14 protein-coding genes are annotated in these 16,946 nt (G+C 44.2%); 6 read left to right on the top strand and 8 right to left on the bottom strand.

The annotated features are described in order from the left end of the window. Positions 1-7: 7 nt before the first annotated feature. From A1QO_RS04640 to A1QO_RS04630, 3 genes are all read right to left on the bottom strand, one after another. Positions 8-1,447 carry a Y-family DNA polymerase gene (locus A1QO_RS04640; protein ID WP_017040177.1) on the bottom strand — a complete coding sequence of 480 codons (1,440 nt, stop codon included), beginning with the start codon at positions 1,445-1,447 and terminating at the stop codon, positions 8-10. 3 nt (positions 1,448-1,450) lie between these two features. Next, positions 1,451-2,128: a translesion DNA synthesis-associated protein ImuA gene (gene imuA / locus A1QO_RS04635; protein WP_017036955.1), complete on the bottom strand. Its 678-nt coding sequence runs from the start codon at positions 2,126-2,128 to the stop codon at positions 1,451-1,453. Positions 2,129-2,323: 195 nt separating this feature from the next. Continuing rightward, positions 2,324-3,064, bottom strand: a complete 741-nt coding sequence (locus A1QO_RS04630) for a YciK family oxidoreductase (RefSeq protein ID WP_017036954.1) — start codon at positions 3,062-3,064, stop codon at positions 2,324-2,326. A gap of 109 nt (positions 3,065-3,173) precedes the next feature. On the opposite strand from A1QO_RS04630, the gene sohB reads away from it, so the two are divergent. Further along, positions 3,174-4,235: a protease SohB gene (gene sohB, locus A1QO_RS04625; protein ID WP_026026943.1), complete on the top strand. Its 1,062-nt coding sequence runs from the start codon at positions 3,174-3,176 to the stop codon at positions 4,233-4,235. 89 nt (positions 4,236-4,324) lie between these two features. Here the strand turns inward: sohB and rrtA are convergent, their stop codons facing one another. Beyond that, positions 4,325-4,876, bottom strand: coding sequence for a rhombosortase (rrtA, locus tag A1QO_RS04620; protein ID WP_017036952.1), 552 nt, complete (start codon positions 4,874-4,876; stop codon positions 4,325-4,327). 3 nt (positions 4,877-4,879) lie between these two features. Here rrtA and A1QO_RS04615 point away from each other — a divergent pair, with 3 nt between their 5' ends. Continuing rightward, positions 4,880-5,533: a tRNA-uridine aminocarboxypropyltransferase gene (locus A1QO_RS04615; protein ID WP_026026466.1), complete on the top strand. Its 654-nt coding sequence runs from the start codon at positions 4,880-4,882 to the stop codon at positions 5,531-5,533. 21 nt (positions 5,534-5,554) lie between these two features. On the opposite strand, the gene A1QO_RS04610 is transcribed toward A1QO_RS04615, so the two are convergent. The 4 genes from A1QO_RS04610 to A1QO_RS04595 form a co-directional block, all read right to left on the bottom strand. Next, on the bottom strand, positions 5,555-6,874 hold the full coding sequence (locus A1QO_RS04610) for an anti-phage deoxyguanosine triphosphatase (RefSeq protein ID WP_017040179.1): 1,320 nt from the start codon (positions 6,872-6,874) through the stop codon (positions 5,555-5,557). 93 nt (positions 6,875-6,967) lie between these two features. Beyond that, positions 6,968-9,412: a bifunctional diguanylate cyclase/phosphodiesterase gene (locus tag A1QO_RS04605; RefSeq protein WP_017034030.1), complete on the bottom strand. Its 2,445-nt coding sequence runs from the start codon at positions 9,410-9,412 to the stop codon at positions 6,968-6,970. A gap of 129 nt (positions 9,413-9,541) precedes the next feature. Further along, the gene (gene yfbR / locus A1QO_RS04600; RefSeq protein WP_017040180.1) at positions 9,542-10,156 is read right to left on the bottom strand and encodes a 5'-deoxynucleotidase; all 615 of its coding nucleotides are present in this window, start codon (positions 10,154-10,156) and stop codon (positions 9,542-9,544) included. Positions 10,157-10,397: 241 nt separating this feature from the next. Next, positions 10,398-11,612 carry a pyridoxal phosphate-dependent aminotransferase gene (locus tag A1QO_RS04595; protein WP_017034028.1) on the bottom strand — a complete coding sequence of 405 codons (1,215 nt, stop codon included), beginning with the start codon at positions 11,610-11,612 and terminating at the stop codon, positions 10,398-10,400. A 217-nt stretch (positions 11,613-11,829) separates the two neighbouring features. Here A1QO_RS04595 and A1QO_RS04590 point away from each other — a divergent pair, with 217 nt between their 5' ends. From A1QO_RS04590 to menB, 4 genes are all read left to right on the top strand, one after another. After that, positions 11,830-13,140 carry an isochorismate synthase gene (locus A1QO_RS04590; protein WP_017034027.1) on the top strand — a complete coding sequence of 437 codons (1,311 nt, stop codon included), beginning with the start codon at positions 11,830-11,832 and terminating at the stop codon, positions 13,138-13,140. Then, a complete protein-coding gene (gene menD, locus A1QO_RS04585; RefSeq protein ID WP_017040628.1) occupies positions 13,137-14,891 on the top strand; it encodes a 2-succinyl-5-enolpyruvyl-6-hydroxy-3-cyclohexene-1-carboxylic-acid synthase in 1,755 nt (584 codons plus the stop codon). Before A1QO_RS04590 ends, menD begins: the two co-directional genes overlap by 4 nt. Positions 14,892-14,974: 83 nt before the next feature. Continuing rightward, a complete protein-coding gene (gene menH / locus A1QO_RS04580; protein WP_026026996.1) occupies positions 14,975-15,745 on the top strand; it encodes a 2-succinyl-6-hydroxy-2,4-cyclohexadiene-1-carboxylate synthase in 771 nt (256 codons plus the stop codon). Positions 15,746-15,831: 86 nt separating this feature from the next. Then, complete coding sequence (gene menB, locus A1QO_RS04575; protein ID WP_017034024.1) at positions 15,832-16,698, top strand: 1,4-dihydroxy-2-naphthoyl-CoA synthase; 867 nt, start codon at positions 15,832-15,834, stop codon at positions 16,696-16,698. Positions 16,699-16,946: the final 248 nt, after the last annotated feature.

Below are 16,946 nucleotides of genomic sequence, written 5' to 3'. Positions count from 1 at the left end.
ATCAACATTAACTAAATTGACCGTGAACAAACCAGTTTTTCTGCTGATCTCGAAAAAGCCAAAGCCAGCGACCTTCAGCACTACGAGCAATGAAATAGTCACGGATTATGTCATTGCCATCCCACCAGCCTGTGACGATGCGTTCAGGCCCACTGATGATATTGGCTTTCTCGGTGAGCGGTTGAGGTGAGGAGTACATGAACGTCGGGCGAAATCGGGAAGACGCTGATTGAGACCTAATTGGCATAGACTTAGTTGGCATAGATTTCGTTGTTATAGGCGGATTACTTGGGTGGTAGAAAGCGGTGGATTTCTCTGGTCTTGGGTCATGGGTTTTATGCACTTTATAAAGAGTGTCGTTACCTAGCTTGGCTTGCAGTAAAGAGATCAGCTCTAACTCTGTCTGCTGCCCCTTAAATCCACAGAAAATATCTTGAGTCGCGTTTTGGCGATCGCCGTATCGAACAATGATCAGCCTCATACTGTGGGTAGGGGCATTGAGGGCTAATGATTCTAAAGACAAATGGCACAACACCGACCACCTATCTGAGAGGTAGTCTCCGCTTGCTGATGTAAAAGAAATCTTCTGTTCTTTGTGATCTCTCAAATATAGGATTAAGCACAACTCATAAGCTACCTGGCTTCGTAATGTTAAAAAGCGCTCTAATTGCTTGAGCAACCTCATTAACGGTCTTTCAATCCATTGCACGTTATCAATATCAAACAGCAGCTCTAAGTGGCTCTCAAAGGTTTCTGGTGGGTGATAAAAGGTGACCGGATGTTTGAACTGACCCAACAGGCGACCCACGTAATTCACCAGATCAATGTTGAAGCGTCTGGCAAGCTCTTGCATGGGCAGCGAGAGAAGCTCTTGAAATGTACCAATCCCAATACGACGAAGTTGTTCTACTTGTTTTCTATCGAGGTCACTGATGGACAGAGGAAGGTTATTGATCTGTGCCATGATGGATTCTTTATCTTCATAAAGGCGGTTTTTCGCCGATTTTGCCAGCAACATTGCCGAGAAAGGGGAAAAACCAGTGGCGAACTGATAGCGATAATTAAGCTGTTCAAGGTGCTGACAGGTTATTTGCCAGTAGGTGTCTAAATCGTGGTAGAGAGACAGCATATTGGACACCTTTAACAGTATCCCTTTAGGTGGAAAAAGGGTGATGTCTGATGTTTTCAAATAGAGCCATTGAGCAATGTGAGTTAACGTTTGCTGTTCTGTTTGAACGTCATAAGCGTGCACTTGCAAATGGGAACACAAGGTGGCTGCGCTGCCTAATCCCATCCCAATATTGAGGCTCTGATTTAGCGCAGCATCATTGAGCTGCACTATTTGATGTTTCTTTTCATCGACAATCACTAAGGGCGCTTCCGACTGCTCAGAAAACAGCGCATCAAGTTGCAAATGAGGGAAATGTAAATAGAGCCACAGCTGCACGATTCAACCTTGTTTTCGTAACGGGAAAGGAACAATGACTGGGGAAGCCTGATCCAGGGTTAAACTTGGCCATAAGTGATCCATCGATAGGATAAAACGTCCTTGAGGCCAGCCTCCCTTTCGCTTGGTGATGGTCACTTCGAGCCCATTTCGATGAGGGAACAGGGTCATACTTAAATTGACGGGAAGCGAAAATCGCCCTTTTTGTGGAGGGCGAAAAATAAACTGCAAGCAGTCGCCTTCTTCACTGGCTACTTGAAGCCGCCTTGCCTGATGAACTTCAAGATCCGTGTTCCATAAAAAGACTCGGCTACACGCGCCACTTCTTAAGCATTGTTCTGCCGCCCATAACGCCTGTTGGTGATTGTGGGGTGAAATAATGAGTACGTTTTTGTTATCAATGCCTTCGGCTTCAAGTTGCTCTGCACACAAATAACCAGGAGGCTGAATAAAGACAGATAATCGTTTCGATTCTGTTTTTTTTATGTGAGGTAGGATCAAGCGTACTTCTCCAATCCCACTGAGCGATTGAATTTCAACCACGCCATGTTTTGGGTAGCCGCCTTCTAGCTTCTGATCGAGAACATTGAAGCCCGTAGAGAGGTATTCACCTGATACGGGGGTATGGGTACCTTGCCATATCAGCTGATTATTTTTGAGTTTTTCTATCAATTCACGCATAAAATCACCTGTATATACATACAGTATATATCATGTATTAAAAGCAGCAATAAAAAGATTGGAATGAGAGTGCACTTGACCCTTGTAAAATGGGTAAGCGTCTATGCATTAAGCAGAAAAAATAAGCAGAAAATAAAAATGCCTTGTTAAGCGTAACAAGGCATTTTTATTTTTTAGAGCAACACAGGTGTTATGTTATTTGGGCTGGGCATCAATACATTGACCGTGAATGTCTTTTCCTTCTGGCGCCATTAAGTAAAGGTACAGAGGGATAATATCTTTTGGTGTTTTGAGTAACTCAACATCTTCTGCAGGGAAAGCTTTAGCACGCATTCCTGTACGAGTGCCGCCAGGGTTGATCGCATTAACACGAACGGGAGAATCGGTTAACTCATCTGCAAGGACTTGCATCATGCCTTCGGTAGCAAACTTCGACATCGCATACGTTCCCCAGTAAGCGCGGCCAGAATGCCCAACGGTTGAGGTGGTAAAGGTGACACGTGCATCTTCAGATTCCAGCAGCAATGGCAACAGCGCTTGAGTCATCAAAAATTGAGCTTTGACGTTCACTTGCATCACATCATCAAAGGAATCTTCGCCAATTTGAGCGAAAGGGCTGATAACCCCCAAAATACTGGCGTTATGCAAAACACCATCAAGACGACCAAATTGCGTTCGAATCGTGTCGGCCATATCAATGTAGTTCTGTTTTGTTGCCCCTTTCATGTCTAAAGGCACAATGGCTGGCTGAGAATAACCCGCTTCAACGATTTCATCGTAAGTGTGCTCAAGTTTTTTAACGGTACGGCCAAGCAGAATTACCGTCGCGCCATGTTCGGCAAAACTCATGGCTGCTTGTTTGCCGATGCCTGCGCCAGCACCTGTAACGAGGATAACTTTGTCTTTGAGGGCGTTTGCAGAAACTGAATAATCCACCGTAAGCTTCCTTATTGTCGTGATTTTATTTTTTTCTATGCGATAAGACGGTTACAATAACCGAGTAGAACGAACAATACACTAATTCGTACATTTGAGGATAATGACATTGGAATTTTTGTTGGACTATGGCCTATTTTTGGCCAAGATTGCGACTGTCGTCGTCGCGATTATTGCGATTTTAGTGATAGCTAAAGCCGTTGGTGGTAAAGGCAGCGGTGATAAAGGTGAGCTAGAGATTACTAATTTGACCGAACAGCACAAAGCACGTGTTGAACAACTTGAGCATCACTTACATGATGACGCTTTTCTTAAAGCCCGTGATAAAGCCGAGAAGAAAAGTGACAAAGAAAAAACAAAATCTCGTGAGAAAGAGATAAAACAAGCCGTCAAAAATGGTGAGTTGGATGCAAAACGAGAGTCGCATTTATTTGTGTTGGATTTTAATGGCAGCATTGATGCAAAAGAAGTGGCGTCATTACGCGAAGAAGTGACGGCTATTTTGGCGGTGGCGCGAGAAGGCGATGAAGTTTTATTACGTTTAGAGTCTGGTGGTGGCATGGTACATGGCTATGGCTTGGCATCGTCTCAACTGGATCGTATTAAAGCCGCTGGCTTACCACTGAGTATTTCGGTTGATAAAGTCGCAGCGAGCGGCGGTTATATGATGGCGTGTATCGCGGATAAAATTATCTCAGCACCGTTTGCCATTGTTGGATCGATCGGTGTGATCGCTCAGCTACCCAATTTCAATAAACTGCTTAAAAAGCATGATATTGAATTTGAACAGTTAACAGCAGGCGAATACAAACGTACATTGACCATGTTTGGTGAAAACAGCGATAAAGCCCGTGATAAATTCAAGCAAGAGCTGGAAGAAACACATGGCTTATTTAAAGACTTCATTCGTGAACGTCGCCCAGAACTCGATCTTGAGAAAGTGGCCACTGGCGAACACTGGTTTGGTACACAGGCGAAAGAGCTGGGCTTGGTTGATGAGATCAGAACGTCTGATGATGTTGTCGTGGAAGCGTGTAAAGATAAAACCGTTCTGTCTATTCACTATGTGCAGAAAAAGAAGTTAACCGACAAATTAGCTGGCGTTGCAGGTGAAGCCGCAGACAATGTATTAATGAAACTGATCAGCCGCGGGCAAAAGCCGATTGTTTAACTAAAGCCGATGGCTTATTTAAACCATGTAATAAAAAACAGCCATTCAAGCTTAAACGCCTAGCCAGAACACTTAACAGTGAATGACGGTTAGGCGTTTTTTTTTCTACCGTACCAATGAGAGAAATAAGCGAGTGAAAGCCCAGAGACAGCACCAAATAAGTGCGATTCAATGGCAACACGAGCATCAATCAAATCACTGGTCACTGTAGACGCCCCAAAACTGAACTCCCATACTATCTTCGCCATTAATCCGAACACTAATAACCCACTGCTCTTACGCCCGTGTAAGCTTTCGCGCAGAGCGTAGTAGCCAAACAGCCCGTGTAACGATCCGGATAGTCCTACATAGATCTGCATGTCGGTAAATAGGTTGCCAATGCCAACGGCCATACTGGTTAGCAATAGAGGGAGGAGTAGGGTTAGAAGGTTAGGTTTAAAAATGAAGCCAATAAACCATAATCCAATAAGATTCATGGCCCAATGAGCAAAGTTGGTGTGAGTGAAATTTCCTGTTAGGATCCGCCACCATTGTCCAGAATGAATGGCAGCAGCATTCCACTCGACGTAAGAGCTTAATGGCTCAAATTGTAAGCCTAAGCAGATAATGCTGATGACAGATAAAAGAAGGTAAACGCGCAAGATATGTACCGATATTGTTTAGAATGTGGAAAATCACACAAAGCTTGTATTTGTCGTTGGATCAAAAGACTACCATCGAATGTGGAATTGATCATCCTACAACATTCTAGCGAAGTACAAAGACCGATGGGAACGGCGAAAATTTTGACGCTATCCTTGGGGAACAGTCACAGTTTTATTGGTGAAGACTTTAGCCAAGATCGTCAACTCAATGCGTTATTGAATGATGCCGATTACGCCCATTACATTATGTACCCCTGTGATCAATCACGCTGTGTGTCAACATTACTCACCGATGATGCCGGACAAGACCGAGAGGAAGAAAGGAGTGATGGTAATCCAACAAAACTTCGAGTCATTTTGCTGGATGGCACATGGAAGAAAGCGTATAAAATGTGGCAATTGTCCGCTAACTTACACGCTCTTCCGATGCTGCATTTACCTAAAGGGCTGAAAGGGAATTACCGTATCAGAAAAGCGCCGAGTGACAATAGCCTGTCTACAGTGGAGGCTGGGTATCACTTACTCAGTATCTTGCAGCCAGAGCAAGATTTCTCACCGCTACTGGCCACTTTTGACAACATGATTCAATTTCAAATAGATCAGATGCCAGAAGGGGTTTTCGAGCGAAATTATCTCCGTAGCCTTAACGACTAGCTTAGTCTGTAGCTTTTCACTCTATGTGTTGGAAAACAATTGTTGATGAAGCCGCTGCGCGTGGCCATCGGTCATTGCGGAAATATAGTCAGCGATCACTCGCAGCTTTTGGCTAGGGTCTCCTTTCGAGAGTTGCCACTTACTTTTTTCAACGTCAGGAAGTAGGCGTTCCGCGTTGGTACTGAGCGCTTCAAACAAATCCATAATAATTTGCTGGCCCTTGTATTCTACAATCTGTACTTGCGGAATTTGAATCACGTACTGGCTGACAAAGTGCTTTAAGATATTCAGCGCTTTACTCATATTTACATCTAAATACGCATTATAGGCCAGTAACTGGGTCTCAAAATCAGCATCGACGGATTGAATGGTGACACTGGTGAGTAGTGCGTTCACCATGCCGCCGATAGCGTCTTTACGTTGGTGGTGTTTTCCTGAGAATAGCATCTCAGTAATTGAGGCAATATGCGCTTCAAACCAAGGCTCTCCGCATTCTGATAATCGACTGGCTGCGGCTTCTACCCATTGGTTTCGATTAATCATGCCAAGTGCAATGGCATCTTCAAGATCATGAACACCATAGGCTATATCATCAGCCAATTCCATGATGGAGCAATCTAAAGATTTGAAACGAGTTTTGCTGTGTTGGTGGCTCGATAAAGGGGCGCTGCGAAGTTCGCACAGTAACGCCTGATCTTTTTTTGAAAGGGGTTTGATAACCCAATTAAAGAAATGCTTATCGCAGTCATAAATACCTTTAGCAGGAAGCCAGTCGGTTGCTTTTAAGCGGCGCTGATCAAAGGTGGCTTTAGGCTTTGCTTTGGCTTGAGTTTGGCTCAAAAAGGCCGGGTACTTAATCAGCCCCAATAAGGCTCTGCGAGACAAGTTCATACCAAAATGTTCGGTATAAGGTTCGAGCTGAGTGACAATGCGGAAGGTCTGCGCATTACCCTCAAATCCACCATGATCACGCATCATATAATTGAGAGCGATTTCGCCTCCGTGTCCATAGGGAGGGTGCCCAATATCATGCGCTAAACAGAGAGAATCGATAAGGCTGTCTGAGGGAAGTAAGTCTTTAAATTTGGGCTGTTTCTTTTTCAACTGAGCGACAATGCCAGTGCCGAGTTGTGCCGCTTCTAAGGAATGAGTCAAGCGGGTGCGGTGAAAGTCATCCACACTATTACCATGTACCTGAGTTTTAGCCTGTAGTCGCCTAAACGCCGCAGAATGTAAAATTCGCGCTCGATCACGTTGGTATGGGCTTCGGTGATCATCGCGCCTAATTTTATGTTCATCATCGTGTCTATCTTGCCAAAGAGGGCTGATCTCTGTATCCATGCCTACTGTCCTTTTTCCTGGATGCTTATCACCGAAATACTTATCACCGAAATACATGGCTCCCGATTGCGATAATAACAATAGCGTTCACCTCTAAGCTAATGTACGGTCATTCCGGTAGTTTACAAGCTCATTCATAAGGATAGGTTTAGAAAAATAGTATCCTTGACCTAAATTACATTGGTATTCATTGAGTTTTTGGTATTGCTCTAAAGACTCAATACCTTCTGCGACTACTTTTAACGAGTGTGAATCACCAATTGCGATAATGGCTTTAATCAAGGCGTCACTTTGCTTGCTGACCAATAGCTTATCGATGAAACTTCGGTCGATCTTTATCTCCGTTATTGGCAAATTAGACAGGTAGCTGAGTGATGAGAACCCAGTACCAAAATCATCCAAAGAAATAGAGAATTGACTCTCGCGAAGTTGTTTGAGTATCGGCGTCACTATCTCCAAATCATTAATTAACACATTTTCAGTGATTTCTACCGTGATTCGGTGTCGATCAATACCTAGCTTATCCACCGTTGATGTTAAATCGTGAATGAAGTTTTTGGCGATCAGTTGGCTAGGTGACACATTGATTGACAGAGCAAGGCTGTCATCACCATTTGGATAGTGATTGATGATCTCTTGGCACGAGCGTTCGATAACAAACAGACCCACTTCGTGGATAAGCCCGATCTCTTCGGCTTTTCGGATAAGCTCAACAGGGGACACATGACCAAGCAGCGGATTATTCCAGCGAATCAGTGCTTCAACACTCTGTAACTTCCCTGTGTTTAAGTCGATTTGTGGTTGGTACACCATGTAGAGTTCCCCAAGTTTTAGAGCGCAGCGAAGCTCATTCTCAAGGCTTAATTCATACTGGACTTGGCGGTTAATAGACTCATCATAAAATAATACGTTCCCTTTCTTACGGGCTTTTGATGTGTAAAGTGCCGTATCGGCTTTGGCAATAAGATCTTCTGCGTCACGAGCATCTTGCGGGTAGATGGAGACACCCACACTGCAACTCGATGAAATAACTTTACCGGCGATAAGGAACTCTTCCTGGAAGATCTGACAAATCTCGAGACCTCGATTTTCCGCTTCTAAGACATTAGAAAGGTTAGAAAAACAGAAGACGAATTCATCGCCACCAAACCGAGCCACGATTTCATTCTGGTTAAGCAAGGTTTCAAATTTCGCCCCTATTTGCGCCAAAAGTTGGTCGCCAGTTGAATGCCCAAAGGCATCATTGACTTTCTTAAAATCATCGAGGTCAACAAACATGATGGCGGTGTATTTTCCATTCCCTTGACACTGCTTAATTTGCTGATTAATAAAATCGATGAGGAAGACCCTATTGGGCAGTTTAGTTAAGCTATCGTGAAGCGCGAGATATTGAAGCTGATTTTTGGTTTCTTCTAACTCGTGGAAATCTTGGTTAATCTTATGTTGTAAGCGTAAAAATCGACGGCCAACCGTATTACCAATAAATAAAGACAGAGCCGCCAATACTAGAGAAACCACGACGCCTAGAAAAGTGATCTTCAATACTTCTTCCGAATTTTTTTGCTGGATCAACGCTTCTCTTTCTGCAAGAAAACTGTCTATTTTTTCGGTATACACACCCGTGCCGATTACCCAGTCCCAATCGGGCAGGTAACTCACATAGCTGAGTTTATCGGGGGTCATGGTGCCAACAGGGGTATAACTGGATTGGTATTCGACAAAGCCGCCGCCATTACGCGCTTGATTAATCAGTTCCTGTACGTAATACGTTCCGTTACCATCTTGGGCATCCAATCTATCTACCCCTATCAGGGATTGGTTGGGATGCGAGATCAATTCGCCTTTACTGTTCATAATAAAGATGTAACCACCTTCACCATAACTATAATCTGAAAACCGCTGTATTAGACGATGTTGAATATCCTCTTCAACATCCACAACATACTCACCAGCACCGATGAACCAGTCAAAGGGCTTAAATAGTGAGAGGTAGCCGATTTTATCAAATTCCTGATCAATGGCGTCGGGCTTAACCCACCACCAGCGGTGAAATGCTTGGGTTTGTGTTTGTGCTAGCTCTGCCGAGTCTCTGATGACATAGGCGCCGCGGGCATCTTGCAAATCCCAAAGCGATTTTCCTTCAACATGAGGCAAAATGGGGTGCATAACATTGGTGCCATCGAGCTGATAGATGAAAAAGTATCCGCGATCGTTATTAAAGCGTATCGGCCTTAGAGCATCGGTGATCATTTTACTGACGATGGATTTGTCGAGGTGTTGGTTTTGAGCATAAATATTATTTGCCGCAGCTACTACTTCATCAACCCGGTTTTTGATATCGTTTTTTAGGATGTTCTCTGTGTTTGATTTTTCAAATTCAATTTGTTCTATGACATTCGCCACTCGGTATTGGATTGTGTCACGCTGTGTTTGATAAAACCCAGTATGAAGGGTGGCAAGATCTTCTTTTAAGGCCGTTCGATTGGCTGATAACACGATAGTAATGAGTACCAGAAGAGAAAGCCCAATGATGACCATTGGTAAGTACTTAATTAACCGTAGTAATTTTTGGTCGCTCGTTATTGACACATAATACCTATAAATTTGTAATCAAAGTTTTTAGTGATTAATCAAAGTGTAGCTAAGTCTTACCCAAACGGTGGACAATTACGTTATTTCGTCCAGTGATAATTCAAAACTTGGAGCGAAGGTATTCAAAAAATAGATCATCTCTTCGGTTCGTCGTTCTTTTAGTGTGATATCAAGGCGCTTTTTTGCTAGTGCGTATTCATGGTTGCCGGCACTGAGTTCTTCTAAACATTTAAGATAAGCACAGATTGTATCTGCTTGTTTGACGATCGCCGCGTCTTCAGGGTGTGCTTCTTGGGTGACAAGGTAGGGAGCGAAGTCTTGTTGAAACTCCTCTGGTAGCATCGATAACAATTTTTTTTCTGCTGCCGCTTCGATTTTTTTATATTCCTTGGCTATTTCTTCGTTGTAATACTTAACAGGGGTGGGGAGGTCGCCAGTGAGTACTTCGCTGGTGTCATGGTACATTCCCAAAATGGCGATGCGTTCCGGGTTGAGTTGACCATTGAACTTTTTATTTTTAATCACGGCGAGAGCATGGGCGACAAACCCAACTTGAAGGCTATGCTCGGAAATGTTTTCGGTTGAAATCGAACGCATTAACGGCCAGCGTTGAATCAGTTTCATACGAGCGAGATGCGCGAAAAAGTGGCTTTCTTTTGGGGAATCATTCTCTTTCATAATAATAAACATCCTTGAATATCATTAAATTATCCTGAGCTTAGGGAGCTAGGGCGTGTGGATCTTTCGCGGTTAACTTTTGTAAAAATCAGCTCGAAAGATCCACACTTCCTAGACTATATGAACTTCACCTAAACAAAAATGGACACTCTCTCAGTCTATGAAAATGTATCCATTTAGAAACACCGAAATGGGATGTATCGCTACGGTAGCCCATATACTTGCTGGCTTATGTACTTATTAGCCTGTGTACTTACTGGCTATAGGTTGAAAGGAATCGTTCAAATCGTCCGATGGCGATTTCTAGGTCTTCAACATGAGGCAGAGTGACGATTCGGAAGTGGTCCGGTTTTGGCCAATTAAAGCCAGTTCCCTGTACCAACAATACTTTTTCTTGAATCAAGAAGTCGAGTACCATCTTTTGATCATCTTTGATGCGGTATTTTTTGGTGTCAATTTTCGGGAACAGATACATTGCCCCTTTTGGCTTAACGCAAGAAACGCCTGGGATTTGGTTAATCAGTTCCCATGCTTTGTCACGTTGCTCTAATAAACGTCCACCTGGCAAAATAAGCTCATTGATACTCTGGTACCCACCAAGTGCTGTCTGAATCGCATGTTGCATCGGCACATTGGCACACAAACGCATGGAAGCGAGCATTTCTAAGCCCGAAATATAGCCTTTAGCAAGATGCTTAGGCCCAGTTAAGAACATCCAACCGCCACGGAAGCCACAGACTCGATACGCTTTTGATAGCCCATTAAAGGTCACAACCAGAACATCCTCTGTGAGCGTCGCCACAGAAGTGTGAGTGGCACCATCGTAGAGAACTTTGTCGTAAATCTCATCAGCGAAAATGATCAGCTTGTGCTTACGGGCAATTTCAATCACTTCCAGTAAAAAATCACGGCTATAAACCGCGCCAGTGGGGTTGTTTGGATTAATTAAAACAATGCCACGTGTTTTAGGCCCAATCTTCTTTTTTATATCGTCAAGATCCGGGTACCAGTCAGATTCTTCGTCACAGAGATAATGGACGGCTTTACCCCCAGAAAGAGCAACAGAAGCGGTCCATAAAGGGTAATCAGGCGCCGGTACTAGCATTTCATCGCCATTATTGAGTAACGCCTGCATCGCCATGACAATCAACTCAGACACACCATTGCCAATGTAGACATCTTCCACATCCAAAGAGTGGATGCCTTTCCGTTGGTAATGTTGAACCACGGCTTTACGCGCAGAGTAAATGCCTTTCGAATCACAATACCCTTGAGAGGTCGGAAGATTACGAATAACATCAACAAGAATTTCATCTGGGGCATCGAAACCAAATGGGGCGGGATTACCAATATTAAGTTTAAGAATTTTATGCCCCTCTTCTTCCATGCGTTTAGCATGTTTGAGTACTGGACCCCTAATGTCGTAGCAGACATTATCGAGTTTCGATGACATCTCGATATTTTGCATTGCATAATCCCTAAAAATGATTCAAATCTATATTTAAAGTATCTCAATTTCGGGTTTGATAGAATGAAAATCTGGTATTTATTTTGGTGATGATTGATCTTTGTACGTTTCTTATCACAGGAATATGTAAAAATAGAGCTACAGCCTTGATTTGAACGGAGTCTGTAAATAAAGTAGCCGTCTAATAATAGCAATATCATCGATATACGAGGTTGAATTGTCTTCTTTTCATCAAGCAGTTTGTGAACTTATTGAACGTGTAAAGTGCGCCAAAGAAGGTGAAGTACGTCTAGTTCAAGTTCTTGAGGAAAACCCGAACATTGCTTTTATCGACTGGTTGGAAGCGCAACCTATTTTTCCCAAATTCTATTGGCAATCGAGAGACACTCGTGAAGAAGTGGTTGCACTGGGGCAGTTGTACACATTTTCGGATCCAGCCCCCGCTTATGCGATATTAGGTGAGGATCAACGAATTTGGGGTGGGCGTTCTTTTGATGGTAACACTGAAAAAAATCGTCGATGTATGCCGTCCTTTTTCTTTCTGCCGCAAATAGAACTGATTCGTTTTGATGATTCCTGGGCGCTTGCCGTCAATATCACACCTGATAACAATAGAACGCTAACGTCACTACGCAAACTTCAGTGCGATGTGGTGCCCTTGCCGTCATTATCCTCACATACTAATCATATTGATCATACGCCAACGGAGCATGAGTGGCAGCACTTGGTGGATAAAGTGCTTGATGGTATTGAGTCAGGTGACTTTAAAAAGGTGGTATTGGCAAGAAAGACGGTGCTTCAATTAGATAAGCCGGTCAGCGCAGCGCAATTGCTCAAAGCAAGCTATAACCAGAATCACCATAGCTTTCATTTTTTGATGTCTCTTGACCAGAAGCATAGCTTCATGGGTTCAACACCAGAACGTTTATATTCTCGATTCGACCAAGAGCTGCATACCGAAGCATTGGCCGGTACGATTGGCCGAGGAGTCAACGCCACACAAGATATGCAATTGGCGAATTGGTTGGCGCAAGATGAAAAGAATTTGAATGAAAATCAATATGTGGTTGATGATATTGTCGAACGATTAACCCCTCATTCGGAAGAGATTCATGTGGAGCAAGATGCACGCTTGATTCGATTACGAAAAGTGCAGCATTTGAAGCGCAGCATTCGGGCTCATTTAACGAAAGGAACCAACGGGGTTCAGTTGCTAAGTGCGCTACAACCGACAGCGGCCGTTGCTGGGCTTCCTCGACAAGAGTCGATGGCGTTTATTCGCAATAATGAGCCCTTTGCTCGAGGATGGTACGCCGGCTCAGTGGGCTATGTGAGCCATAGAAAAGCCGAGTTTTGCGTCGCGATACGCAGTGCGTTGGTGGTGAATGAGCAAGTTCAATTATTCGCTGGTGCGGGTATTGTTCCAGGTTCTGTCGCCAGCCATGAATGGCAAGAGCTAGACAAAAAAATGTCCACATTACTGTCGTTGTTTTCCGATGCGCCGCCACTGGTTGAGGTCGCATCATGATCAACAACCAAGCGGTGATGAACCGTATTTGGTGCCGTGTCATACTCGAAGAATTAACACGATTTGGTGTGACGGAAGTTTGCATTGCACCGGGGTCTCGTTCTACCCCTTTAACTCTCGAAGCCGATGCCAATCAGCAACTCAATATTCACACTCATTTTGACGAGCGTGGACTCGGGTTTTTGGCGTTGGGCCTAGCGAAGGCAAGCCATTCTCCCGTTGCCATTATCGTGACGTCGGGTACAGCCGTAGCTAACCTGCTGCCTGCTATCGCCGAAGCTAAATTGACTGGGGAAAAGCTGGTTGTGTTAAGTGCCGATAGACCTCAGCAATTGGTGGGCTGCGGTGCTAATCAAGCTATCGAGCAACGTGGTATTTTTGCACCGCATACGCGCGCGGAGCTTAATCTACCCAGTCCATCTGAGCAGTTCGGTCTACCTTGGCTTCTTTCTAGCCTCGATGAGGTCATGCACCAGCAAGCGCAACAGGGCTCTGCAGTTCATATCAATTGTCCCTTTCCAGAGCCGTTGTATGGAGAGGTCGATGAGACACTGTTTAAAGATTACCAGGAAACGGTATCTGGATGGCGTCAAAGCCACGAACCTTACTGTCTACAATATGGCACTCAGGCTCAGTATCCACATCGGTTTTGTACGGATCTTTTTTCAAAAAAAGGCTTAGTGATCATTGGCCGTGTTGAACGGGATCAGGCAGCCTCGGCTATTGAATTTGCGCACCGATTGGGTTGGCCGGTTTTATGTGACCCACAATCTGGGGTGAGTAGTGATTGGGCACACTATGATGTGTGGTTACAATTATCAAGCGCCTCTCACCCAGAAAAAAATTTATTGAATCAATGTACTGCCGTTATTCAGTTCGGCTCTCGAATTATCTCTAAGCGCTTAAACCAGTGGCTAGATCAGCACGTCTCCACCTCATCTTGTGACTACATTTATGTAGACCCAAGTGCCGATCGAAATAATCAGTCACATCTACAGCAAACCCATTATCGCTCTGAGGTCGCTGACTGGTGCCAATGGCAACTCAATCAGCTATCTCAATTGCCATTGTCTGGAAAAAGCGAAACAGCTGGTTGGGGCGATGCGTTACAAGTTCTTTCCCGTGTGGTCGCGACAAAAGCAAACGCGTTTTTAGAACATGGTGATTGTTTGACTGAAGTTGGCTTGAGTTATGCTATACCTGAATTATTAAAAAACGTACCTAAAGAGGCGACGTTATTCTTCGGAAACAGTCTTTTTGTGCGCTTGGTTGATATGTTTTCATCGATTGACTCGTTCCGTGTGCATACTAATCGAGGCGCGTCAGGGATTGATGGTTTAGTCGCGACATCCGTGGGTGTTCAACGAGCCTTATCAACACCCATGCTGGTATTTATCGGTGACACTTCATTGCTGTATGATCTGAACTCTTTGGCGTTATTAAGCCATCAAAAGAGCCCGGTTGTGATCGTTGTGACCAACAATGATGGCGGGGCAATTTTTGATTTATTACCCGTGCCCAAACAGCAAAAAGAAGCCCTATATCAAATGCCTCATGGCTATCAGTTTGAGTACGCAGCAAAGCAGTTTGGTTTGGCCTACGATAGGCCAAATACGCTATCTCAATGTTTGCTCAGTATCTCAACACACCTTAATCAGGGCTGTGGTGCCTTGGTTGTCGAGGTTATAACGCCTTCGAATCAAGCCTCAGAACAACTCGTCGAATTTTCCCGTTTACTTCATGATGCCTAGATTATGGCCCTCATTTTATGGCTCTTGGTCAATGGAGCTAAGCCTATGGAGCTGAGATTGTGGAAAATAAAGTGAACGACGGCATGCTGCATAGTGAACATCATTATGTGGGTAACACAACCAAACCGACATTGGTTTTTCTTCATGGCTTACTCGGAAATGGCGATGATTGGCAATCGAGTATCGAACAGCTAACGGAATACTCATGCCTGACAATTGACCTTCCTGGTCATGGTCAAAGTGCACATATTACATGTACAGGCTTTGACGATTGCTGCGATATGATTTCCAATACTGTTTCAGCATTACTCGCGCCCAACCAGCCAGTGGTCATGATTGGCTACTCTATGGGGGGGAGGGTTGCGATGCACGGTGTGGCGAATGGTTTGTTTTCGATACTTAATTTGCAAGGGCTCATCGTAGAAGGGAGCCACTTGGGATTAGAGAGCACAGCCCAAAAGCTTGCACGAGCGGTCAATGATCGAGGCTGGGCAAATCGCTTCAATAATGAGCCAATTGAACAGGTGTTAATCGACTGGTATCAGCAAGGTGTTTTTTCTTCACTAAACAATGAGCAGAAACAAATCTTCCAGCTAAAGCGCAATGCTAATCTTGGCCCTGCAATTGCGCAGATGCTACTTGCAACCTCATTAGCCGAGCAAGAATACTTGTTAACTGCACTTAAAAAACAGCCCATACGCATGCATTACATTTGCGGTGAGAATGACCATAAATTTAGTCAGATAGCGCGCACGAGCGGGTTGTCATTTAATTTTGTTTCAGGCGCAGGGCATAATGTGCATCAAGAAAGCCCACATGTATTTGCGCAACAGATAAAGAACTTTACGAAATAGCTATTGATGACAAAACGGTCATTGATCACGAAACAGTAATTGATGCTCGATTAGCAGAGCACGAATCGGACAAATGGATAATTAAAATGGCAAAGACAGTAGGCATTACCGAAGAAGAGCTTTACGCACCCGTTGAATGGAAAGATTGCACCAACGAGTATGAAGATATTCATTATCATAAATCCGCCGATGGCATTGCGAAAATTACTATCGCGCGTCCTCAAGTTCATAATGCGTTTCGCCCACAAACGGTAAAAGAGATGATCGATGCATTGGCCAATGCTCGCTATGATGAACAAGTGGGCGTTATTATCCTCACGGGTTTGGGTGAGAAAGCCTTCTGTTCTGGTGGTGATCAAAAGATTCGTGGTGACTACGGTGGTTACCGAGATGATAGCGGTACGCATCACCTCAATGTGCTTGATTTTCAACGTCAAATTCGCACTTGTCCAAAACCTGTCATAGCTGCAGTCGCTGGCTGGGCTGTGGGTGGCGGTCATGTTTTGCACATGATGTGTGATTTAACCATTGCGGCTGAAAATGCCCAATTTGGTCAAACGGGTCCTAAAGTCGGATCGTTTGACGGTGGTTGGGGCGCGTCTTACATGGCGAGAATTGTCGGCCAAAAGAAAGCGCGTGAAATATGGTTTTTATGCCGATTCTATGATGCCCAGGAAGCGCTTGATATGGGATTAGTGAATACGGTGGTTGCTGTTGACGATCTTGAAAAAGAAGCGATTCGTTGGTCTCGTGAGACACTTCAGCACAGCCCAATGGCCCTTCGTTGTTTAAAAGCGGCCCTTAATGCGGATTGTGATGGCCAAGCCGGTCTTCAAGAACTGGCAGGCAATGCGACGATGATGTTCTACATGACAGAAGAAGGCCAAGAAGGTCGAAATGCGTTTAATGAAAAACGTCGTCCAGATTTTGATAAGTTCCCTCGTAACCCTTAATAAATTTGAGTAAGCCAGCACAGCATTGGTCAGCAAAGGTGTGTTTATGTGAATAAAACCACCTTTGCGTACTTTGCCGACTATGCTTGTTTTGCTTTAGTACGTTTTGCTTTAGTACGTTAAGCAAAATAATCTCAAAAAACGCAGCAGAAAAACACTCTTAGACAATGGCTATCTACGATTAAGAGTGAACTTATGACCTGGTTTGATGGTCTATGCACTAGTTGCGCTCGCGCATTATCACAGCG

The organism is Vibrio genomosp. F10 str. ZF-129, from assembly GCF_000287055.2.
Lineage (GTDB): Bacteria > Pseudomonadota > Gammaproteobacteria > Enterobacterales > Vibrionaceae > Vibrio.
The sequence above is the reverse complement of the archived record's forward strand: the minus strand, read 5'-3'. Positions and strand labels throughout refer to the sequence as shown.

Excerpts from the sequence above, each read along its gene's own strand:
- imuA (WP_017036955.1), bottom strand. The coding sequence starts at position 2,128 with ATGCGTGAATTGATAGAAAAACTCAAAAATAATCAGCTGATATGGCAA.
- A1QO_RS04615 (WP_026026466.1), top strand. The coding sequence starts at position 4,880 with ATGTACCGATATTGTTTAGAATGTGGAAAATCACACAAAGCTTGTATT.
- A1QO_RS04610 (WP_017040179.1), bottom strand. The coding sequence starts at position 6,874 with ATGGATACAGAGATCAGCCCTCTTTGGCAAGATAGACACGATGATGAA.
- A1QO_RS04605 (WP_017034030.1), bottom strand. The coding sequence starts at position 9,412 with ATGGTCATCATTGGGCTTTCTCTTCTGGTACTCATTACTATCGTGTTA.
- yfbR (WP_017040180.1), bottom strand. The coding sequence starts at position 10,156 with ATGTTTATTATTATGAAAGAGAATGATTCCCCAAAAGAAAGCCACTTT.
- A1QO_RS04595 (WP_017034028.1), bottom strand. The coding sequence starts at position 11,612 with ATGCAAAATATCGAGATGTCATCGAAACTCGATAATGTCTGCTACGAC.
- menD (WP_017040628.1), top strand. The coding sequence starts at position 13,137 with ATGATCAACAACCAAGCGGTGATGAACCGTATTTGGTGCCGTGTCATA.
- menH (WP_026026996.1), top strand. The coding sequence starts at position 14,975 with ATGCTGCATAGTGAACATCATTATGTGGGTAACACAACCAAACCGACA.
- menB (WP_017034024.1), top strand. The coding sequence starts at position 15,832 with ATGGCAAAGACAGTAGGCATTACCGAAGAAGAGCTTTACGCACCCGTT.